We start from the raw sequence: 22066 nt of genomic DNA, 5'->3' as shown, positions 1-22066 counted from the left end.
CTCGCTCGCAGTCTTCTCAGTCAACTACAACCGCTTCAATGCTTTTATCAATCTCATCAATGTCCGGCCAAAATCGTAGCCTCCACCTTGTCCGTCTACTCAATCGCGTACTACACTCCTCCCCATGACGTTCACAATGCCTTACACTCTCAAGCTCGTCGCTGCAGCTCTTCTCCTCCCACTCACCACAGGCGCCGTCCACGCACAGGACTGGGCCAAGACCCGCCTCGAAGCCTCGCCCCGCCATCACGAATACGTCCCGCTCAAACACGGCGACCGCACCGTTCAGGCCTTCGTCGTCTACCCCGAAGTCAAGACCAAGGCCCCCGTCGTCATTCTCATCCACGAGATCTTCGGACTCAGCGACTGGGCCAAAGAGATGGCCGACGAGTTAGCCGCGCAGGGCTTCATCGTCATCGCTCCCGACCTGCTCACAGGCTTCGGCCCCAACGGAGGTGGCTCCGACGCCTTCCCCAATCAGGACGCCACCATCAAAGCCGTCTCCGCTCTTGATCCCGCCATCGTCAATGCAGACCTGGACGCCGCTGCGGACTACGGCAAGAAGCTCCCCGCAGCCAACGGCAAACTCGCCGTCACAGGCTTCTGCTGGGGAGGCGGCAAATCCTTCGCCTTCGCCGCTCACCGCAAAGATCTCTCAGCCGCCTTCGTCTTCTACGGCCCCGGCCCCTCGGACGTCACCACAATCACCGCCCCTGTCTACGGTTTTTACGCCGGCAACGATGCCCGCATTGGTGCAACCCTACCCGCTACCGTCGATGCCATGAAAGCCGCTGGAAAAAAATATGAGCCCATCACCTACGACGGCGCAGGCCACGGCTTCATGCGTGCCGGCGAAGATCCCAGCAACAACGTTCCCGGCAACAAGACCGCTCGCGAGCAAGCCTTCACCCGTCTCGTCACTCTCATCAAGGAGATGAAGGCGGCCCCGGTTGCCGCCAACGCCAGTCACAACAAAACCGTAGCGCAAAGATCGCAGCCGACCGCCTCCTGCCACGCCACAACAAATACTGTGAAAGCCAGCCCAACACCACAACCCACAGAGACAGCTGCAATAATGTAACTGTGGCCGCTGCGCTCAACATCTCGCTTCAGGATCAACTGGACCGCATCACGCAAAATACCCGTGCCCTCGTGCAGCCCGAGCGCCTCGCTGTCTCCGAAAGGGCGACCGAAGACCTCTTCAACACCGGCATCGAAGATCGCATCATGAAAACCGGAGATCAGGCTCCATCCTTCACCCTTGAAGACGCTCTGACTCACAAGCCCGTCAATTCAGCTGATCTACTCGCCCTCGCCCCACTCGTCGTCAACTTCTTTCGTGGCCGCTGGGACCCCTATTGCGTCACCGAACTTGAAGCCTGGAGAGATCTGTATACCGACCTACGCAGACGCGGCGCTATCTTCGTTGCGATCTCCCCGCAAACCACCCGCCAAAACAACTTCACCCTCGAGCAGCACGGCTTGCAATACCCTCTCCTCTCCGACCCTGGCGCAACCACTGCTGAAAAATTCGGCATAGCCCATACCATCCCGCAGCCTCTCCGCAGCTACTACCAGTCCATCCTCATCAACATCCCCTTCAACAACACCGGCCTCAGTTATCACAACGCCACAGAAGCCAGCTGGCGCCTCCCGATGCCTGCGGTCTTCGTCATCGACCAGACCAATACCATCGTCTTCGCCGAAGGCCACGCCGACTTCCGCGTCCGCCCTGAACCCGCCGACGTCCTCGCCGCTCTCAACCTGAGATAAAAACGCCGACCTCGCAGAGTTGCGAAACACCCCGTCAACATTCCACTTAATATTGAAGCTGTCTCGTGAACATCTTGCGATATCTGAGCCGTGCGTTTATCGTAGTGATAGTCCGTCTATCGAACACCTCGATAACGTCACGGAAAGGGATCCCGCATGAGCCTCACGCCTCGCCAACCCCTCGCATCGGCAGCCGAATCTCTCCCGCCCACTCCGCCCGCAGCCGCCAAACCCACTCCCGCCTCCTCTCTCGACGTCTTCACCGGCGATCCCAACTTTATGACCTCGCTAGCCCGCGGTCTTATCGTCATTCAGGCCTTCACCCAGCAATCCCCGCAGATGACCATCTCGCAACTCAGCGTAAAGACTGGCCTCTCCCGCGCCGCAGTTCGCCGCTGCCTCTATACCCTCACCAAACTGGGCTTTGCCGGCGCGGAAGACGGTTCGCGCTACTCCCTCCGTCCGCGTATGCTTACCCTCTCCCATACCTACACCACCTCCAACACCCTCTCCACCGCCGCCCAGCCTATCCTCGAACGCATGTCCGCTGCTCTCCGCGAGTCCTTCTCCGTCGCCACACTCGACGGCGAAGACATCGTCTATATCGCCCGCACCCAGGTCAACCGCGTCATGGCCGTCGACCTCCACATCGGCAGCCGCCTGCCCGCCTACTGCACCAGCATGGGCCGAATTCTCCTCGCCTACCTCCCGGCCGAACAACTCGAGCAGTACCTCGCCAAAGCCGTCCTCACCCCACACACCACACGCACCATTACCTCCGTCGAGAAGCTCCGCCTCACCCTGCGCAATGTGCGCCGCAACGGCTACGCCCTCGTCGATCAGGAGTATGAGGTCGGCCTCCGCTCTCTGGCCGTCCCCGTCTTTGCCTCTTCGGGCCGGGTCGTCGCCACGCTGAACCTCAGCGGCAATGCACCCCGTCTCTCCGTCCTCGAGATGCAGAGCCGCTTCCTCAACCACCTTCGCAATGCCGCCAACGAACTAGGCGCCTTCCTCAACTAGCATCAGCAAATCCTGGCGAACGAAGCTCGCGCGTCAAGCCATCATCTCCGCGAGCTTCAACACCGTCCGCCAGTTTCGCATCGTGCTCACGGTCTTCAGCTTCGAGTCAAAATACGCATTCGTCAGCTTTGTCTTCGCCGCTCCGGTCACGAGTTTCATATAGATCTCCCGCCCGATGACGGCAAACTCATCCGGTGCGGATCGCATCGCATCCAGCCCCGCCACCAGGTCCTGCCCCGGCCGATCAGCCAGAAAACAAACGTGCAGCATCTCTTCCGCAGTCCCAACCTTCAAAAACGGATTTGTCCGAATCGCTGCCTGCATCTCCGAAGCCGTCCGCAGCACCACCGGCACCTTCAACCCAAATTGCAATTCCACCTGATTCGTAATTGCGTCCTGCACTCCACCTGCCACCTTATCGCCTGCGCAGAAGACTACATTCCCGCTCTGAATGTAGGTCACCACCTCTTCACATCCAGAAGTGACGAAGAGTCCCGCCAGCTCTTTCATCGGCAGCATATTTTTACCGCCAACGTTGATGCCGCGCAGCAAAGCAACATATTTTCCAGTCGCTTTCGCCTTCATACTGTCACCTCTCAGACCGGCGCCACGCACCGCGCAAACGAAACTCCAGCCTTCGTCTCCACAACCACATCCCCGTCTCCCATCGGCACCACCACAGCCCTTCCGGGAATCAACTCCAACTCTCCATCAGGTGTCCTGACCACACCACTCCCCGCCAAACCAATAAGACAACCCGCTCCTGCAAAATCGACCGTCCGTTTCCTCGTCGCAGAGATCTCAAATCGATCCACCATAAAATATCTCTGCTCAATCAACCTCGTAAATCCATCCATCTCCCGTGGCGCAACCTTCCCCGCCTGTGTCTTAGACTTAATCACCTGTAAGCCCTTCTCCAGATGCAACTCCCGAGGCCGTCCATAGTCATAGAGCCGATAGGTCACATCGCTCGTCTGCTGCGTCTCCAGCAGCACCACCCCGGGCCCGATAGCGTGCACTGTCCCTGCATCCACGAATAACATGTCCCCCACCGACACTGGCACATGCTCCAGCAGCAGCTCCATCGTCCCACTCTCGACCGAAGCCGCGACCTCCTTCGCGCCAACGCCCGCCTTCAATCCCAGCGCGACCGTCGCACCCGGCTCCGCCTCCAGCACATACCAACACTCAGTTTTTCCCCGCGTCTCCCCCATCGCCCTCGCCTGCGCATCATCCGGATGCACTTGCACCGAAAGCTTATCCGCCGGAAACAAAATCTTTACGAGAAGCGGAAACTCGCCACCCATCTTCTCCCCAACCGAAGCCAGCGTCTGCCCCTTGAACGGTCCACTCTCCACCAGACACTGCGGTCCAGTCAGCCAGGCCTCCCCCACCAACTCGGTCGTCCCAGTCTCATCAAACCAGGGCTTGAGATCGCTCTTCCCCCACACTCTCTCGCTAAACCACGGCTTCAATCCAAACGGCGCAACTCTGGTCCCACTTGTCATACTTCAAGGGTATCAACTCCCACCTTTGGGTGGCATTACAAAAGTCTTACACCACGTCTGCCTTCACCCCTGATAGCGTCAGTAGTAGCAGTTCACCGGTACCCAAAACACAAGGACAGCGATACATATGACCCCGATCACCACCATCGAAGAAGCCCCGGTAAAGGCGCCCAAGCTCGCCGCCGTAGTCCCAGCTGTCGCCGAAGTCACCCAGAAGATCAAGCAGGACCTCCGCATGGGCCGCGAGCACCAGGAAGGCCGCATCAACTGGATCACCACCATCGCGATGGGACTCTTCCACGTCGGAGCCATCGCTGCTCTCTTCTTCTTCTCTTGGAAAAATCTCGCCGTCTTCCTCGTCATGTACTTCTTTGCGATCAACGTCGGCATCGGCGTGGCCTATCACCGCCTGCTGACCCATCGCGGTTATAAAGTTCCCAAGTGGGTCGAATACTTCGTCACCATGTGCGGCTGCCTCGCGCTCGAGGGCGGCCCGATCTTCTGGGTAGCCACCCACCGCGTTCATCATCAGAACTCCGACCAGGAAGGCGATCCGCACACGCCGCACGACGGCACCTGGTGGGCTCACGCCGGTTGGATCCTCTCCGGCCGCGCCCTCCACTCCGAGACCGCCCTCCTCGGCCGTTACGCCCCCGACCTCACCAAGGATCCCGTCCACGTCTGGCTCAGCAAATACCACTATGTTCCCCTCGTCGTCACCGGCCTCCTTCAGGTCGCACTCGGCGCAGCCCTCGCGCCCGCAGGTCATCACGCAGTAGGCGCTCTCGGCATGGTCCTCTGGGGAACCTTCCTCCGCGTCACCATCGGCCTCCACGCCACCTGGCTGGTCAACTCCGCCACCCACCTCTGGGGCAAGCGCCGCTTCGAGACCAAGGACGACTCCCGCAACAACTGGTGGGTCGCCATCCTCACCGGGGGCGAAGGCTGGCACAACAACCACCACGCCCATCCCGTCAGCGCCCGCCATGGCCTCGCCTGGTACGAGTTCGACATCAACTACTACTGCATCTGGCTCCTCAGCAAAGTCGGACTCGCGGAAAAAGTCCAGATCGCCAAATTCGATCTGAGTAACCCCAAACCGGCTGGCGTCATCTAGTCCACCAGTTAGAAGGAAAAATGGCCGTCACCCCAAAAGGTGACGGCCGTTTTTTATTCTGGATTCAATGTCGACAACCACCCAACTCCGCGCTATTCTCATCCGGAATCGAAACCGCTTCACGGGCCAGTGGCAATCTTCAAACTCGAAAAGAGGGCAAAATGAAGCGCAGAACCAAGCTCCTCCTGACCGCCACCCTTCTTATCGCCGGCGCCTGCGCCGTACCCACCCCCGCGATCGCGCAACCTGGTTACAGCGGCCCACCCCCCAGGATTACCTGCTCCTCCGACGACGGACGCAGAAACTGGTGTGATATCGGCCCCTCCCGCGACGTCCGTCTGGTCCGACAGATCAGCGACTCCCCCTGCATTCAGGACGACACCTGGGGCGTCGATCGTCGTGGCCTCTGGGTCGACCGTGGCTGCCGCGCCGAGTTCTTCATCGGCCGCAGAGAACCACCACCTCCTCCCATCACCGTCACCTGCTCCTCCAACGATGGACATAGGAACTGGTGCGACATCGGCCCCTCTCGCGATCGCGACGTCCGCATGGCGCGACAGATCAGTGGCTCTCCCTGCATTCAGGGCGACACATGGGGCGTCGATCAACGCGGCCTCTGGGTCGACCGTGGCTGCCGCGCCGACTTCCTCGTTGGTCGCTTTGAACCGCCACCTCCTCCCGTCACCGTCACCTGCTCCTCCAACGACGGAGGAAGAAACTGGTGTGACATTGGTCCCCGAGGCGTAGTTCGTCTCATCCGGCAGATCAGCGGATCCCCCTGCGTTCGCGGCCAGACCTGGGACATTGACAATCGCGGCCTCTGGGTCGACCGTGGTTGCCGCGCCGACTTCGAGGCCCGCTAGCACCAACCAGCAATATTTGCCTATCCTCAGACCCAACATTAGCAAAACAAAAAAAGCCGTCCTCCGAAAGGGTGACGACTTTTTAAAATTTTGCAACCAATCTCGACAAGCGTCCGTCTCCACGCTATCCTCATTCGGAATCGCAACCACTTCAAAGACCGTGCCAATCTTCAACTCGAAAGAGGCAAGATGAAGCTCACAACCAAGCTCCTCCTGATCGCCCTTCTCCTGATCGCGGGCACCTGCGCCACACCCACACCAGCAGCCGCGCAACCTGGCTACGGCGGCCCACCCCCGAGGATTACCTGCTCCTCCGACGACGGCCGCAGAAACTGGTGCAACATCGGCCCCTCTCGCGATGTCCGCCTGGTCCGGCAGATCAGCGGCTCCCCCTGCGTTCGCGACAGCACCTGGGGCGTCGATCGTCGTGGCCTTTGGGTCGACCGCGGCTGCCGCGCCGAGTTCATCGTCGGCCGCGCAGGACCACCACCTCCGCCGCCCGGCCCTGGCCCCGGTGCTATCGTCACCTGCTCCTCCAATGATGGAGGCAGAAGATGGTGTGACATCGGCCGCAGCCGCGATGTAAGACTCGTCCGGCAGATCAGCGGCTCCCCCTGCGTCCGCGGCCAGACCTGGGATGTGGACCGTCGCGGCCTTTGGGTAGACCGAGGCTGCCGCGCTGACTTCCGAGTCCGCTAACGCTCGCCCGTAGGAAGCCGATGACACCCAGATCGGCTTCCTGCGGCTACACTAAGCAGCAATGCTTCGCACCATTCGCGCCACTCAGTATGTCACCGCGCTTCGCGAGGGCGGCTCTCTTCCCGCAATTATCGAGGCTGACGACCTTGGCCTTTACGTCGTAAATTTCGCGGCGCCGGCCAGGGTCCCCTTGCGCTGGTAGCCGAACTCGTCGCCGGCGAAATCGGCCGCACCCTGGGTCTCAACATCCCCGAGCTTGTCTTCGCTCACGTCGATCCAGCCTTAGGACGTAACGAGCCAGACCAGGAGATTCGCGACCTCCTTCGCGCCAGCGCCGGACTCAACCTGGCCCTCGACTATCTGCCCGGCTCCTCCATGTTCGACCCCGCAGCAGGCGACAAAGCCGACCCCCAAACCGCCTCGCTCGCCGTCTGGTTCGACGCCTTCATCCTCAACGTTGACCGCACCCCCCGCAACGCCAATCTCCTCAACTGGCATAGCCAGCTCTACTTCATCGACCATGGCGCTGCCCTCTACTTTCACCACAACTGGCCCGACACCGGGCGCCTCGCCGACTCTCCCTTCGCCGACGTCCGCAGCCACATCCTTCTGCCTTGGGCATCGAAGCTGGAAGAAGTTGCGCTTCAGGCAACCACCCGCCTCAACGCTGCTCTCCTTCATGAAATCCTCGCGCAGATTCCCGACGAGTGGCTTCAATCCAGTCATCCCACTCCAGCCGAGGCACGCGCAGCCTATCTCGATCTCCTCACCCGCCGTCTGGCAGCATCCCCAATCTTCACCCAGGAGGCCGTCCGTGCTCGCGCCCATCTCATTTGACTACGCAGTCATTCGCGTCGTCCCCCGTGTCGAGCGCGAAGAGTTCCTCAACGCGGGCGTCGTCGTCTTCTGCCTGCAACAGCGTTTCCTCGAAGCCCGTATCCACATCGACAATCAGCGCCTTCGCGCCCTCTGGGCAGACCTCGACCTCGACCTGGTCCGAACTCACCTCGAAGCCTTCCCTAAAATTTGTGCCGCAGATCCAACCGCCGGCCCCATCTCCCAACTCAGCCAACGCGAACGCTTCCACTGGCTCGTCTCTCCCCGCAGCACCATCATTCAGGTCTCCCCCGTCCACACCGGTCTCTGCGATGCCCCGGAAGACCTCATGGACAATCTCGCCCGCCGTTATCTCCTTCTCTAACCCCCCCCCGCTATACTTCCAGCAAGCTATGAAGCTCCTCCGATCTCAAAGTAAGATCGCGTTGGCCGCGACGATCGTCATTCGACTCCTCCCCCTTTCCTGCGTAGCGCAACAAGTCGCTGTCCCTGTTAGTTCCATCAAGCAACACCTGAGCCTCTACAAAGGCAACGACACCAAACGCGAGGCAGCGCTCAAACAACTATTTATAGAAGCTGGCTGTCCCCCGGCCACGCTGTCCGAACAGATCGTCCCCACCAGAAAACAACCTAACGTCATCTGCCTGCTTCCCAGTGCTACACCCGCAACCATCGTCGTTGGAGCCCACTTTGATCATGTCGACAAAGGCGACGGTATCGTGGATAACTGGAGCGGCGCGGCGCTTCTCCCCAGTCTCTTTCAGACTCTTGCGGCTTCCCCTCGCCAACATACCTTCGTCTTTGTTGGGTTCACTGGCGAAGAAAGCGGCCTGGTCGGCTCCAGCTTCTACGTCAAGCAACTCAGTTCCGATCAGTTAGCGCACATCGAAGCCATGATTAATCTAGACACCCTCGGACTCGGCCCGACGAAAGTCTGGATCAGTCAATCCGATCCACGGCTGGTCAATACCATCGCTACCGTCGCCCACATTCTTGATATCCACATCGCCGGCATGAACGTAGACGGGTTCGGGGAATCTGACGAGGAGTCATTTGTAGCGCAGAAGGTCTGCACTCTCATGATCCATAGCCTTACCCCATCTAACGCCCACATACTACATCGTCCCGAAGACAACCCCACCGCTATTCATCTTGACGACTACTACGACACCTTCCGTCTGCTCGCCGCCTATCTTCCTGCTTTAGATGCCCTTCCCTTACCCAGCCACCACGTTTGCATCGCAAAGCCCGTTGACAACAGCAGCTTCTCTTCACCACGATTCAGGCGTCGCCTCCCGGCCACTTCCATACCTCATTGATGTACGCGCCTGCCCCACACCCCCGCTATACTTCCAGCAAGCCATGAACATCACTCGACGTCGCGGAGCTATCGCTTTCTTCATCACCCTCGGCGCTCTCCTGGTAGGTGGCCTCGTCACTCTCAACATCACCTGGATCATTCTTAACAAGCGCACCGTAGCCATCGCCGTCCTCGGCGTGATCCTCTTCGCAGCTCTCATCGCCGGCGTCGTCCTCAACACCGTCTTCCTCGTCCGTGAGATCCGCCGCAACGAGCGCCAGGACTCCTTCCTCAACGCCGTCACCCACGAGCTAAAAACCCCCATCGCCAGCATTCGTCTCTACCTCGAAACCCTCCAGCGCCGCCCCCTCGAGGAGCCCCAGCGCCAGGAGTTCTACAAGATCATGCTCTCCGACTCCGACCGTCTCCTCGCCACCGTCGAGCAGGTCCTCAAAGCTGGCCAGTTGGGCCAGCGGCACCGCCAGCAAAACCGCACCCTCATCAACATGGAGTCTCTCGTAGCTGACTGCATCGCCATCACGATCCAGCGCCACAACCTCCCCGCCGAAAACATCACCCTCGAACCCATCCCCGGAGTCATCCGCCTCTACACCCAGGGCATCGCCGAAGACCTCCGCACCGCCGTCCTCAACGTCCTCGACAACGCCGTCAAGTACTCCCCTGATGGCGTTCACATCCGCTGCTCGCTCGCCATCTCCAACTACACCTGGATCGCACTTCGCGTCACCGACACCGGAGTCGGTCTACCCGCCAACCAGTTCAAGCGCATCTTCACGCGCTTCTACCGCGTCCCCGGCCGAGCCATGGCCAAGATTAAGGGCACTGGCCTCGGCCTCTTTCTCGTGCGCAACATAGCTCATCAACACGGCGGCGAAGCAACTGCCACCAGCCCCGGTCCCGGCCTCGGCACCACCATCTCCATCACCCTTCCCCTCGCCACGCCAGCCTCTTCGGCAACTCCCGGCTAAGAGCGAAGCGCAGCATGCCACTAATCTGTCATCTCGACCCGGCCTGACCACAGTCGGAGGGGAAGTGAAAAACCCTGCTGTCCTCACCCATTCACGTTCAATCCACTGCCACCACCCGACGTACAATCACATCAAAGCTCGTAGCTCACTTCAACCGACTTCGTGACCTCCATGTTTCTGCTCTGGAAATACTTCGCCCTGGGATTCAGCGCGCTCCTCCCGCTCATCAATCCCCTCGGCTCCGCGCTCATCTTCCTTGGCCTCGTCGGCGCTGCGCCCATCGACATCTATCGCGGCCTCGCCCGCCGCATCGCCATCAACACCGTCATCTTCTTCGCCGTGATCGAGCTCATCGGCTCATATCTCCTTGGCTTCTTCGGTATCTCGCTTCCCATCGTTCAAGTCTCAGGCGGAATCGTCATTGCCATGATCGCCTGGTCGCTCCTGAATCAACCGGACAGCACTCCCAATCCGGAGAAAACGGCAGCCGCCGTCCCCGCCGTCACACCGGCAGAGATTGACAGCCTGCAACAGAAAGCCTTCTACCCCTTCACCTTTCCCATCACCGCCGGCCCGGGCTGCATCGTAGTCATGCTCACCCTCAGTGTGCACACCGATCAGACCACACTCGAAGACAAAGTCCTGGCCCACGTAGGTCTCTTCATCGCCGTCATCGGACTCAGCGCTCTCGTCTATCTTTGTTACGCCTATGCGCCCAAAATAGCCCGGACTATCTCTCCCGCGACCGCGCACGGCATCCTTCGCGTCGTTGCCTTCATCCTGCTCTGCATCGGAGTGCAGATAGCGTGGAACGGCCTCAGCGACCTCCTCACACCTCTACTGCAAAAATAGTAACTATAAGAGTTACGCATAGAAAATTGAAAACACCATGACCGAACCCGCCGCCCCACTCATCGTTCTCGTCGAAGACGAAGAGCATCTTGCCCAGGGCCTACTCTTCAACCTGCAGGCTGAAGGCTATCGCGTCCACCATGAATCCGACGGCGACGCCGCCCTTGGCTATCTCCTCGCCCCAAAAACCACCCCCGAAGAGCACATCGCCGCAATCCTCCTCGACGGCATGCTCCCTGGCGCTGACGGCTTCACCATCGTCCGCACACTCCGCGAAGCCCACCACTACACCCCCGTTCTCATGCTCACCGCGCGCTCCCGCCCCGAAGAAGTTCTCGAAGGCATCGAGGCCGGTGCCGACGACTACCTCGCCAAGCCCTTCGACCTCAACATCCTTCTCGTCCGCCTCAAATCACTCCTCCGCCGCACCGCCTGGCAGAACGCCGCAACTCCCGAAACTCCACCACCTGCTATCGCCGATCAGACCGACGAATACGCCTTCAACCACCGCACCATCCGCTTCGATACCCTGGAGCTCATCGCCCCCAACCGCATCACCCACCTCACCCTCATGGAGGCCGATCTCCTTCGCTACCTCACCGAGCGCGAAGGCCAGATCGTCTCGCGATCCGCCATCCTCGAAGACGTCTGGCGAGTCCACGAAGACACCGACACCCGCGCCATCGACAACTTCATCGTCCGTCTCCGTCGATACATCGAAGACGATCCTGCCGACCCCCAACACCTCATCACCGTCCGCGGCATCGGCTACCGCTTCCTCGCCAACCCCTAGGCACTCTCTTCCGTAATCCTGAACGAACGACAGCCTTACCATCTGTATGTCTCACCAGCTGTATATGCAGTTGTTGGTTTCATCGATCACAGACTAGGACTCGTCATCTCGACCGGAGGCGGCGCACTTTGCCGCCGCAGTGGAGAGACCCCCGTATCTCGCTTTCGCCTTTACTCTGATCGGCCCGAACCGACAACCTTACCGCGCTTCCTTCCATCTCCGCGCCTCCACTGGCGCAAGAATCCGATGCACAGTGCTCAACAGCTCAGGCAGCCGGAACGGCTTCGCCAGAAAGCTCCACCCCTCCTGCTCCAACCGCAGCTTCTGCGCGCTGTCTACCATACCACCCGAGATCATCAGCACCGGCAGCCCACTGCGGATCATCTTCAGCTCCCGCGCCAGCTCCATTCCCGACCTGCCCGGCATATACAGATCCGTCACCAACAGATCGATCTCCGGCACACTGCGAAAGATCTGCTCTGCCCTCTCAGCATCGCCGGAGCTAAATACTCCATAGCCTTCATGTTCCAGAAACGTCCGCGTCAGCGCCCGCATATCCGGATCATCATCCACCAGCAAAATCTTGCTCGGCGAAAGCTCCGCGGCACGACGCTCAGAGGCAAAAATATCTAGCGACATCGGCGAATCATCATAGTTGTTCTGAATCCTTGCTCCCACTTCAACCACACACTCTCAGCTCGCGCTTCGGCATCAACAGCCACGCGAAGTTCTCGCATTCAGCATGTTGCTCTCAGAAGATGGAGTGCACAATCTCTCCGCGAGTTGCCTTAATCCAAACGCAACCCCTAACTCCTTCTCTCACAATCAGCAATCTTCCACACACGCGATACACTTGAACCAGTTCCACGAAACAGCAAACAAATGCGCATCATCACCCGCTACATCCTTCGCGAAGTAATCTCGCACGCCCTCCTCGGCGGAGCCCTCTTTACTTTCATCATCTTCATGCGCGACCTCGGGCGCATCCTTGACTTCGTCGTCCGCGACTCCGCCACCATGGGAGATGTCGCCCGAATCATTGCCTTCACCCTCCCCCCAGCCCTTACCGTCACCATTCCCATGGCCGTTCTGGTCGGCATCCTTCTCGGCCTCTCCCGCCTCGCCGCCGACAGCGAGATCACCGCCATGCGTGCCAGCGGAATGGGTGCCATTGACTTCGTCCGCATCGTCTCCATCGTCTCCGCCGTCGCCCTCGCGCTCGGCCTCTTCAACTCGCTCTACCTCGCCCCTCGCGCCGCCTCCGGCCTCATCTCCCTCGGCGAATCTCTTAAATCCTCGCAAGCCTCCTTCGAGGTCCAGCCCCGCGTCTTCTATGAAGAGTTCAAAGACCGCGTCCTCTACATCCAGGACGTCAGCCCCGCAGCCGGAGCCGCCCTCTGGCATCACGTCTTCCTCGCCGACCTAACCGAGCCAGCTGACCCGCACATCACCACCGCCGACCAGGCCATCGTCGTCAACGGCACCCCCAATACGCCCGACGCCCAGACCATCCGCCTGCATCTACTCAATGGCGGCCAGCACGACACCTCCTCCACCGACCCCAACCAATACAACATCTCCACCTTCTCGAGCACCGACGTCCCCATCGAGACCGAAGCCCCCGAAGACGCGCACCTCGGACGCGTCAACACGCCCATCCAGGCCCTCTCCCTGCCCGAACTCTGGCGTCGCGCGAAAGCGATCCAGGCCACCAGCGGCCACGAATCCTCCGTCTACCGCATCGAGTTCAACAAGCGCTTCTCCTATCCCTTCGCCTGCCTCGTCCTCATGCTCGTCGGCGTTCCCCTCGGCATCTCCTCCAAACGCGGAGGCAAATCCACCGGCTTCGTCCTCACCATCCTCCTCGTCTTCATCTACTACTTCCTCTCTTCCGTAGGAGTAGCCTTCGCGCAATCAGGCAAGCTCTCGCCCTTCCTCGGCGTCTGGGGAGCGAACCTCCTCTTCGCCGCCGCCGGCGCTCTTCTCCTCTACCAGATGTCCCGCGGAGGCATCGCCCTCAGCCTCGTCTCCACCATCGGCGTCTGGCTCAGCAAGCTCATCACCCGCCTCACCAGTAACGGCCACGAGTCCGCCAACGCACGCTCCAACCACGACGTCGCCACCCTCCTCCGCCGCTTCCGCAGCATCGTCCGCATCCAGTTCCCCCTCCTGCTCGACGACTACGTCATGCGCGAGTACGCCACCAACTTCGCCATCGTCCTCAGCTCCTTCTCCACCCTCTTCCTCATCTTCACCTTCTTCGAGCTCATCGGTCCCATCTTCAAAAACCGCACGCCCCTCATCACCGTAGGCGAATACCTCATCAACCTCGTCCCCTACATCCTCTACAACGTCACTCCCCTTTGCGCTCTGGTCGCAGTTCTCGTCACCTTCGGCGCCCTTAGCCGCACCTCCGAGCTCACCGCGATGAAGTCCAGCGGCATCAGCCTCTACCGCATCATCACGCCAGTCCTCGTCGTCACCATCCTCATCTCCGCCGGCCTCTTCGTCTTCGACGAGATTTACCTACCCGCCGCCAACCGCCGCCAGGAGGCTCTCCTCTCAATCATCAAAGACAAACCCACCCAGACCTTCTCCCGCCCCGACCGCCAGTGGATCTCCGGCCAGACCAACAACGCCGGCGAACCCTCCCGCATCTTCTACTACCAGTACTTCAACGCAGAAAAAGACACCTTCGCCAACCTCACCGTCTTCGAGTTTGACCCAGCTTCTTTCACCCTGCAACGCCGCATCTTCGCCGCAACCGCCCAATGGGACCCCAAAGTCAACAACTGGGTCTTCGACAACGGCTGGCAGCGCACCTTCTCCGGCGAAACCATCTCCAGCTATCAGCCCTTCACCGTAGCCACCTTCCCCGAGATTCGCGAGCAACCCACCTACTTCAAAAAGGAGTACATCCCCTCGCAGGAGATGAGCTACACCGAACTCTCCCACTACATCACCGACCTCAAGCAATCCGGCTTCGATACCAAACGCCTCAGCGTACAGCTCAACAAAAAGATCGCCTACCCACTCATCACCCTGGTCATGGCCATCCTCGCCATCCCCTTCGCCTTGTCTATGGGTAAAAAAGGCTCCCTCACCGGCATCGCCACAGCCATCGGTCTCGCCATCACCTACTGGGTCGTCGCCCTCATCTTCGAGTCCCTCGGCAACGTCAACACGCTGCCCGCAGTCCTAGCCGCCTGGACGCCCGATCTTCTCTTCGGCATCACCGGCACCTACCTCCTCCTCCGCACCCCCACGTAACTTCAGCAACAGTACAAGTCAAGCAGCAGCGGACCCGCCCGTCCGCCGCGCCGTCTTTCATCAATCCTCGATAGCCGCGGCCAGCTTGCCGAACAAGCTCTCCCAGCCCATCACATGACCATCTCGCGAAGCCTCTGTAGCGAACTGTTCATGCCGCAACCGAATCTCCGTTCCGCCTTCGACATCTCTCAAAAACACCGTCACCATCGAGGTCTCCGTCGGAGCCCAACTTCCATTCCACGTAAACTGCAGCAGCTCGTTCGGAATCACCCTTAGATACTCCCCGCGAACCGCTACCTGACGCTTTCTTTCTTCCTCCGTCATTCCCTCCTTGGCACACATCATCCCCTGCGATAAAACTTCGTAAACTCCCCCCTCACGCACATCGAGCGTGGCGCTCACAAAGTTCATATCTCCGGGCGCATGCCATCTCTGTAGAATCTCCGGCCGCGTCCATGCCTCGTAGACCCGTGCCCGGCTCGCCCGAATCACTCGTGTCAGCTCAAGCTTCAAAGCACTTCCATCATTCTTCTTCTGTTCCAGCTCCAGAGTTGCCATTCGGCACATCCTCTCCCGGCGTCTCCGCCGTCTCCAGGTAATTCTGAAGGGCATCCAACTGGCCCGTCCAGAAGGTTTCGTAGTAGGCAAGCCACGCCTGCGCTGCCCGCAAACTATCCGCATTCAACTGCACCATCCGAAAGTTGCCCTTCTTCTCCCGTCGAATCAAATCCGCCCGTTCCAGCACCTGCAAATGCTTAGAAACCGCCGCCAGCGACATCTTGTAGGGCTCTGCAATCTGCCCCACAGTTCTGGCCTCCCGGCTCACGTCCCGCAGAATCGCGCGACGCGTAGCGTCCGAAAGGGCATGAAACACGGAATCCAGAGAAGCACCCGACAATTCAACCAAGCGGTTGAATATAGTCCAAAACTAAAAACTATTCAACCAAACAACTAAATAGATTGGCCACAGCACTAAAAACCACCAGTTCACCTCCAGTTTGTCCAAAGGTCCTAAACTGGAATCACAATGACTGCAAAGCTCTCCTCGATCGCCCTCCTGGCCGCTTTCACTACTGCCGCCACCGCCCAAACCACCCCGAAGGCAACCACCACCACCCCGCACCACGCCACTGCCGCAAAGACCGCAACCACGCCTCCCAACATCCCCAAGGTAGTTGGCCTCCCTAGGCCCCTCTACACGCTTCGGTACATCGACACCAAAATCGGCACAGGCGCACCCGCCGAAGAGCGCAAGTACTACACCGTCCACTACACCGGCTGGCTTACCAATGGCACCAAATTTGACTCCTCCTTCGATCACCCCGGCGGCGAACCCATCACCTTCCCCTACGGAGCACACCGCGTCATCATTGGCTGGGACACTGGATTCCAGGGCATGCACGTCGGAGGAAAGCGCCGTCTCTTCGTCCCTTATCAACTGGCCTACGGCGAATCCGGCCGTCCACCCGTTATCCCCGCCAAAGCGGACCTCATCTTCGACCTAGAGCTCGTCGCACAGTCCGACACTCCGCCTCAGCCCAAGACACCTCCCACTGCGCCCGAGTCCCCTCAAAAGACCGCACCAACAACCCCGACTACCCCGACTACTCCGACTACCCCAACGACTCCTACTGCGCCAACAACTCAAACAACCCCCACCACGCCGACTACTCCGAGTACCCCAACCACTCCAACCACCAACCCTCCGCACCCTGAGACCCTCTAGCCTCATCTCATCAGAAGGACACTCAGAAACCAACATGTTGGAACGACTTAAACCGCTCGCACCCTACCTCAGGCGATATTGGAAGCATCTCGCCTGGGGCGGGGTCGCAGTCATCCTCTACAACACCATCAAGGTGCTCATCCCCATCGTCATCGGCCACGCTATCGACGACATGCAGCACGGCATCACCGAAACCAAAGTCGTCCACCACACTCTTCGCCTCCTTCTCATCGCAGTACTCTCCGCGATCTTTCTCTACATCACCCGCCAGGTCATCATCGGCGCCTCCCGGGAGATCGAGTTCGACCTCCGCAACGATCTCTTCAGTAATCTGGAACGCCAGGCTCCCAGCTTCTACCACACCACCCGTACAGGCGACATCATGGCGCGCACCACCAACGACCTCAACGCCGTCCGCCAGCTCCTCGGCCCGGCGATCATGTACAGCGCCAACACCGTCGTCTTCACTGCAGCCGCGCTGCCCTTCATGTATCGCATCAGCCCCAAGCTCACCTTCTTCGCCTTCGTCCCCCTCCCCATGGCCTCGATCCTCGTCCAGTACTTCGGCAACCGCATCCATCGCCGCTTCGAGCGCATTCAGGCCATGTTCTCCGACATCTCCGCCAAGGCACATGAGAACTTCTCCGGCGCCCGCCTCATCCGAGCCTTCGCCCAGGAAGACGCCGAGATCGCCTCCTTCGAGACCGCCAATCTTGAGTACATCAAGCGCAGTTTGCACCTGGTCCGCCTCATGGCGATGCTCTGGCCCACGCTCGAGTTCGTTCTCGGCCTCTCGCTGATGATCACGCTGCTGGTCGGTGGCCACGAGGTCGTAGCCCATCACATCTCCGTGGGCCAGTTCACCTCGTTTAATGTCTACATGGTGCAGCTCACCTGGCCCATGATCGCCGTCGGCTGGGTCGTCAACCTCTTCCAGCGCGGCACCGCCTCTGTCGTCCGCATCGACGAGCTCCTTAAGCAGCAACCCGCCATCACCGATCAGGACGTCACCCCGCAGCAACTCCATCGCTTCGAAAACGCGGAAGAGATCGCAGGCGACATCGAGTTCCGCAATCTAACCTTCGCCTACCCCAACGCACCAGCAGTCCTGAAGGACATCAACCTCCGCATCCCTGCCGGATCCTCGCTAGCCATCGTCGGCCCCACCGGCTCCGGAAAATCGACCCTCGTCGGCCTCATCCCGCGCCTGCACGACGCAGCTCCCGGCATGGTCCTCGTAGACGGCGAACCCATCCGCTCCTATCCACTCGCCGACATCCGCCGCCAGATCGGCTTCGTCCCGCAAGAGACCTTCCTCTTCTCCGACACCATCCACCAGAACATCGCCTTCGGCAAACCCGATGCCTCCGAGGAGCAGGTGCAGGACGCAGCCAGCATCGCTCACATCAGCAACGAAATTCTCGAGTTCCCCAAAGGCTTCGAGACCATGGTAGGCGAGCGCGGAATCACCCTCTCCGGCGGCCAGAAGCAGCGCACCGCCATCGCCCGTGCCATCATCCGCGAACCCCGCATACTTATCCTTGACGACGCCCTGGCCAGCGTCGACACCTACACCGAAGAGCGCATCCTCAACGGCCTCCGTCAAGGCATGGGCACCCGCACCACCATCTTCATCTCCCACCGAATCTCAACCGCCCGCAACGCCGACCAGATCGCCGTCCTCGTAGCCGGACGCATCGCAGAGTTGGGAACCCACGAAGAACTCATCGTGCGCAACGGCTACTACACCAGTCTTTTTGAAAAGCAGCGCCTCGAAGAAGAGCTAGCCGTAGCCACGTAGCAAGTCAGCCAGTTAGCTAGTTAGCTGCAAGCCTGACGAGGAGACGACTCGCATTTGCGAACTTGCTGACTTGCTGACTTGCTGACAAAACTAAGCCGACCAACCCGAAGCAGCACTCTCACCAACCGGCGCATACACCTCCGTCTGCGGGACAAATCGCTCTTCCCGAGTCCGCAGCTCTCTCGGCAGCACCTTGCCTGCCTCCGGATCACGTGCCACTACCATCCATGCCTCACGAACATTACGAACAAACCCAATCACCTCTTCAAACTGCTCCTTCGACTCCAGATGCGACGCCTCCAGCGTCATTGTAAACATCGTCGTGTAAAAATCCGCCAGCGAAGCAGCAACCGTCCCACCCAGATCCGGACGCAACCGCGCCTGAAGATACGTCAGGATATCCAGCACCTTCTTCACCGCGATGCGTCGCCCGCGAACGTCGTCTTCCTCCACACACTGCATCGCCCGATAAAGAAACCGAACCGTGCCATCGTAAAGCGCAACGATCTGCTCAACTCCGGTTGCGCCCGCCAAAGACTGCTGCTGATAGCTTCGTTCGCTCATTGATTTATCCATTCGGATTCTGGTTGTAGCCGGTAACGGCGCTGTAAATCTCATTCACTTGGCTCAGTTGGCTGGGAATGGACTGCAGGATCTGGTTCGCAGTGTTCAGCTCATCCGTAAGTTGTGTCTTCTGCTCCGAGAGCAATGAGTTTTCGTTCGTGATGTCTGCATTCAGCGCCTTCTCCTGCGCTGCATTCTGCTGCTGCGCAAGATAGATCGCGCCGTTGGGAGCCTGCGTTCCAAGATTATTCACCGCCGTTGAGAGCGTCTGGCCAAAGCTGCCTGAACTCTGAAAAAAGCCGGTAACGTCGGAGAGATTCGAGCTGAGCGCGCTGGTAAGCGTACTTGAGTCCAGCGTCAAAGTCCCGTCATTGTTCATACTGATTCCCAACTGGCCAAAATTGTTGATTGAGCCGCTCGCCGCCCCTCCGAAGAGCGCCCCCGTAAGCTGGCTCTGCAACTGAGCCAATATCGGACTCCCTAGAAGTGCTGGAGCAGTGCCAGTAGAGCTATTCGTCGCCTCGGTATTGATGTCCTTGACCACCGTGTTATAGGCAGAGACGAAGTTACTCACAGCTGTTCCTATGTCCGTCGTATTGTCGGTAACCTGCACTTGCACCTGCGTTCCCGGAGAAGCAGACGAGAGCAGCTGAAAGGTTACCCCGGGAATCGCGCCGGTCACGGTGTTCGACGGACTCGTGACCTGAACTCCATCCACGGTTATTCGAGCGTCTTGTCCCTGTTGGCCGCTACTGGGTGGACCTGGAAACGTTATGCTGGTGCCACCATCGGCCAGAGTGCTGGTGATAGTGGCCAGCTGTCCGGCCGCACCGCTGGTTCCGCTTACAAGCGAGAGCCGCGACCCGGAGGAATCCGTAATCACGCTGGCAGTAACACCGATGGCAGCCGAATTGATCGCGGCAGCCAGGCCCGTAAGCGTATTGCTGCCGCTGGTGGCGGTGTCAAACACTTTGCCCTGAATCGTCACGGTGCCGGTAAGCGTATCGCTGGCACTCGAAATCGCGGTCGAAACATCTGATGAGGTCTGTGCCAATTGAGTAATTGTGACCGTGTGACTACCGGCCACAGCCGACGAACCGGCAGAGGTAAGGCTCAACAAATCGGTATTGGAGCTCGATCCCTGCTTCTCCGCAAAGACCCCGTTAAAATCCGTAAGCGACTGCAAGGCCGTCGTGAGGCTTCCGAGGTCAGTCCCAAGCCCACTGAAGACCGTATCCTGGGCCTGCAACGCAGTCAGTTGATTATTCCACGGAGTTTCAATCGCCTGTTCCGACGCCTGAATCGCCGTGACGGTTGTCGCTACGTCAAATCCCTGGCCGCTGGTCGCCGATCCGAAACTTAATCCAACTGTACCCATGTCATCTTCCCGCTTTCCTACACGGCAACAAGCAATCGTCGAGCCAGCCTCAAAGCCCGTGAATTAGAGATCTCTCAGCTTGATCATCGGAGGCCCATAACCGAAGAAGCGGGGACCGGACCATCTCATCCGGCCGCCGCCCACTTCTACGTCTTACTGCAGCAGCTTCAGAATCTCCTGCTGCACGCTGTTGGCCTGGGCCAACGCGCTGATACCGGTCTGGCTCAGCACCTGGAACTTCGCCAGATCGCTGGTCGCCTGACCGTAGTTGGTCGAACGAATGCTGCTCTCAGCCGAAGAGAGATTCACCTCTTCGGTGCTTGCAACGTTTGAAGCGGCGTTCAACTGGTTGATGTTCGCGCCAATAGCACCACGCTGGTTCGACACGTCGGTGATAGCACCATTGACCGCAGCCAGAGCAGCCGCCGCGCCCGTCACCAGGGACAAGCCGGAAAGAGTCGCTCCCGCACCGCCTCCGGTTGCCGTACCGACACTCGCTGTAGTCAACGCACCGACCGTAGCAGCAATCGTCGTGGTTCCAGTTGCCGTTCCGTCGGTCACGACGAAGTTCGTCGCAGCTGCCGAAAAGACCGCGTTGCTGTTGAAGTTTGTAGCAGTGCCGATATTGCCAATTTCGGTAACGATGCTTTGAAACTCGGTATTCGCCGCAGTCGTCTGAGCAGCCGTCAGGCCGCCGTTCTGCGCTTCAGTCGCCAGCGTCGTCGCCCGGTCCAGCAGGTTCGTCACCTGCGACAGAGCGCCATCAGCGGTCTGCAGCAAGCCAACACCGTTCTGGGCATTCTGGGCCGACTGGGTCAGAGCAGCTTCGTTGGCATGAAGGCCATCAGCAACCGAAAGACCGGCCGCGTCGTCCGCACCGCTGTTGATGCGCGAACCGGAAGAGAGCTGTTGAAGAACAGTCTGGAGACTGCCCTGTGTCTGGTTGAGGTTGTTCTCTGCATAGGTTGCTGCAACGTTGGTAAGAATGCCCAAGGACATAGGTAAACGCTCCTGTACTGCTCGGTTTGAGTTACCGCGACGCCAGTCCCGGGTGTCCGACCGGCGAACTCACCTCCTTGCCGAAGCAGTCAGTGAGATCCGGTTCACCAAGCGGTAGGCTCCGCGTTCAAACCCCTCATCGGCACCCCCCGCGCCGACTTTACGCAAATCTCATTTCGCTCCACCGTCATAGTCACCTGCCTCCTGCTTCCTATTGACGGCAACTTCCCTGCCGATGAGAGATCTGGGAGGAGTCCATAAACACATGATCGAACTAACACGCCTCAACGGTAGTCCTCTCGCCGTAAACTGCGATCTCATCAAATACGCAGAAGCCTCACCCGACACCGTCCTCACCTTAATCACCGGCGAAAAGCTCATCGTCCTCGAGCCCTGCAGCCAGGTCTCGCAGCTCACCCTCGAGTTCCGTGCTGCGGTCCTTCGCCAGGCATGGCCCGAGGCCGCACCCGCCCTCATCGCAAGATCCGCACACGACGCCGACCAGCAGCTTCGTAACTCAGAAAAAAATCAAGACCGCAAAGCCTCTCACGAATAATCAACTTCACCCTGGAAGAGG

24 protein-coding genes are annotated in these 22066 nt (G+C 59.6%); 16 read left to right on the top strand and 8 right to left on the bottom strand.

What is annotated here, in order from left to right; all coding sequences use genetic code 11:
- Positions 1-136: 136 nt before the first annotated feature.
- The 3 genes from RBB75_RS15465 to RBB75_RS15455 all read left to right on the top strand — a co-directional run bounded on the left by RBB75_RS15465 (position 137) and on the right by RBB75_RS15455 (position 2793).
- Positions 137-1081, top strand: a complete 945-nt coding sequence (locus tag RBB75_RS15465; protein ID WP_353068583.1) for a dienelactone hydrolase family protein — start codon at positions 137-139, stop codon at positions 1079-1081.
- A 2-nt stretch (positions 1082-1083) separates the two neighbouring features.
- Complete coding sequence (locus RBB75_RS15460; RefSeq protein WP_353068582.1) at positions 1084-1773, top strand: peroxiredoxin family protein; 690 nt, start codon at positions 1084-1086, stop codon at positions 1771-1773.
- 156 nt (positions 1774-1929) lie between these two features.
- Positions 1930-2793: an IclR family transcriptional regulator domain-containing protein gene (locus RBB75_RS15455; protein WP_353068581.1), complete on the top strand. Its 864-nt coding sequence runs from the start codon at positions 1930-1932 to the stop codon at positions 2791-2793.
- 33 nt (positions 2794-2826) lie between these two features.
- Here the strand turns inward: RBB75_RS15455 and RBB75_RS15450 are convergent, their stop codons facing one another.
- Entirely contained in the window at positions 2827-3378 is a 552-nt protein-coding gene (locus tag RBB75_RS15450) for a DUF1697 domain-containing protein (protein ID WP_353068580.1), read from the bottom strand.
- An 11-nt stretch (positions 3379-3389) separates the two neighbouring features.
- Positions 3390-4301, bottom strand: a complete 912-nt coding sequence (locus RBB75_RS15445) for a type I phosphomannose isomerase catalytic subunit (protein WP_353068579.1) — start codon at positions 4299-4301, stop codon at positions 3390-3392.
- Between the two features lie 127 nt (positions 4302-4428).
- Between RBB75_RS15445 and RBB75_RS15440 the strand changes: the two genes are divergently transcribed.
- From RBB75_RS15440 to RBB75_RS15400, 9 genes are all read left to right on the top strand, one after another.
- A complete protein-coding gene (locus tag RBB75_RS15440) occupies positions 4429-5418 on the top strand; it encodes an acyl-CoA desaturase (RefSeq protein ID WP_434557138.1) in 990 nt (329 codons plus the stop codon).
- Positions 5419-5579: 161 nt separating this feature from the next.
- Entirely contained in the window at positions 5580-6281 is a 702-nt protein-coding gene (locus tag RBB75_RS15435) for a DUF3011 domain-containing protein (protein ID WP_353068578.1), read from the top strand.
- A gap of 189 nt (positions 6282-6470) precedes the next feature.
- Complete coding sequence (locus RBB75_RS15430) at positions 6471-6980, top strand: DUF3011 domain-containing protein (RefSeq protein ID WP_179637606.1); 510 nt, start codon at positions 6471-6473, stop codon at positions 6978-6980.
- Between the two features lie 222 nt (positions 6981-7202).
- The gene (locus RBB75_RS15425) at positions 7203-7817 is read left to right on the top strand and encodes a HipA family kinase (protein WP_353070397.1); all 615 of its coding nucleotides are present in this window, start codon (positions 7203-7205) and stop codon (positions 7815-7817) included.
- Positions 7795-8181: a DUF3037 domain-containing protein gene (locus tag RBB75_RS15420; RefSeq protein WP_179637604.1), complete on the top strand. Its 387-nt coding sequence runs from the start codon at positions 7795-7797 to the stop codon at positions 8179-8181. The genes RBB75_RS15425 and RBB75_RS15420 overlap by 23 nt, the downstream gene beginning before the upstream one ends.
- A gap of 28 nt (positions 8182-8209) precedes the next feature.
- Complete coding sequence (locus tag RBB75_RS15415; protein ID WP_179637603.1) at positions 8210-9136, top strand: M28 family metallopeptidase; 927 nt, start codon at positions 8210-8212, stop codon at positions 9134-9136.
- A 43-nt stretch (positions 9137-9179) separates the two neighbouring features.
- Entirely contained in the window at positions 9180-10106 is a 927-nt protein-coding gene (locus tag RBB75_RS15410) for a sensor histidine kinase (protein WP_179637602.1), read from the top strand.
- A 171-nt stretch (positions 10107-10277) separates the two neighbouring features.
- Positions 10278-10958, top strand: a complete 681-nt coding sequence (locus tag RBB75_RS15405; protein ID WP_179637601.1) for a MarC family protein — start codon at positions 10278-10280, stop codon at positions 10956-10958.
- A 37-nt stretch (positions 10959-10995) separates the two neighbouring features.
- A complete protein-coding gene (locus RBB75_RS15400) occupies positions 10996-11751 on the top strand; it encodes a response regulator transcription factor (RefSeq protein ID WP_179637600.1) in 756 nt (251 codons plus the stop codon).
- Between the two features lie 198 nt (positions 11752-11949).
- Here the strand turns inward: RBB75_RS15400 and RBB75_RS15395 are convergent, their stop codons facing one another.
- Positions 11950-12390 carry a response regulator gene (locus RBB75_RS15395; protein WP_179637599.1) on the bottom strand — a complete coding sequence of 147 codons (441 nt, stop codon included), beginning with the start codon at positions 12388-12390 and terminating at the stop codon, positions 11950-11952.
- Between the two features lie 243 nt (positions 12391-12633).
- Here RBB75_RS15395 and lptF point away from each other — a divergent pair, with 243 nt between their 5' ends.
- Positions 12634-15021, top strand: a complete 2388-nt coding sequence (gene lptF / locus RBB75_RS15390; RefSeq protein ID WP_179637598.1) for an LPS export ABC transporter permease LptF — start codon at positions 12634-12636, stop codon at positions 15019-15021.
- Between the two features lie 60 nt (positions 15022-15081).
- Here lptF and RBB75_RS15385 read toward each other — a convergent pair whose 3' ends face one another.
- Positions 15082-15579, bottom strand: a complete 498-nt coding sequence (locus tag RBB75_RS15385) for an SRPBCC family protein (protein ID WP_179637597.1) — start codon at positions 15577-15579, stop codon at positions 15082-15084.
- Complete coding sequence (locus RBB75_RS15380) at positions 15545-15895, bottom strand: ArsR/SmtB family transcription factor (protein WP_353068577.1); 351 nt, start codon at positions 15893-15895, stop codon at positions 15545-15547. Before RBB75_RS15380 ends, RBB75_RS15385 begins: the two co-directional genes overlap by 35 nt.
- A gap of 153 nt (positions 15896-16048) precedes the next feature.
- Between RBB75_RS15380 and RBB75_RS15375 the strand changes: the two genes are divergently transcribed.
- On the top strand, positions 16049-16747 hold the full coding sequence (locus RBB75_RS15375) for an FKBP-type peptidyl-prolyl cis-trans isomerase (protein WP_353068576.1): 699 nt from the start codon (positions 16049-16051) through the stop codon (positions 16745-16747).
- A gap of 34 nt (positions 16748-16781) precedes the next feature.
- The gene (locus RBB75_RS15370; RefSeq protein WP_179637595.1) at positions 16782-18548 is read left to right on the top strand and encodes an ABC transporter ATP-binding protein; all 1767 of its coding nucleotides are present in this window, start codon (positions 16782-16784) and stop codon (positions 18546-18548) included.
- Between the two features lie 90 nt (positions 18549-18638).
- Here RBB75_RS15370 and fliS read toward each other — a convergent pair whose 3' ends face one another.
- From fliS to RBB75_RS15355, 3 genes are all read right to left on the bottom strand, one after another.
- Positions 18639-19112, bottom strand: coding sequence for a flagellar export chaperone FliS (gene fliS / locus RBB75_RS15365; protein ID WP_179637594.1), 474 nt, complete (start codon positions 19110-19112; stop codon positions 18639-18641).
- A 4-nt stretch (positions 19113-19116) separates the two neighbouring features.
- A complete protein-coding gene (gene fliD / locus RBB75_RS15360; RefSeq protein ID WP_179637593.1) occupies positions 19117-20490 on the bottom strand; it encodes a flagellar filament capping protein FliD in 1374 nt (457 codons plus the stop codon).
- A 153-nt stretch (positions 20491-20643) separates the two neighbouring features.
- Complete coding sequence (locus RBB75_RS15355) at positions 20644-21489, bottom strand: flagellin (RefSeq protein ID WP_179637592.1); 846 nt, start codon at positions 21487-21489, stop codon at positions 20644-20646.
- A 265-nt stretch (positions 21490-21754) separates the two neighbouring features.
- Here RBB75_RS15355 and RBB75_RS15350 point away from each other — a divergent pair, with 265 nt between their 5' ends.
- Positions 21755-22045, top strand: a complete 291-nt coding sequence (locus RBB75_RS15350; protein WP_179637591.1) for a flagellar FlbD family protein — start codon at positions 21755-21757, stop codon at positions 22043-22045.
- The last annotated feature ends 21 nt before the right edge of the window (positions 22046-22066 follow it).

The organism is Tunturibacter empetritectus (assembly GCF_040358985.1).
GTDB lineage: Bacteria > Acidobacteriota > Terriglobia > Terriglobales > Acidobacteriaceae > Edaphobacter > Edaphobacter empetritectus.
The sequence above is the reverse complement of the archived record's forward strand: the minus strand, read 5'-3'. Positions and strand labels throughout refer to the sequence as shown.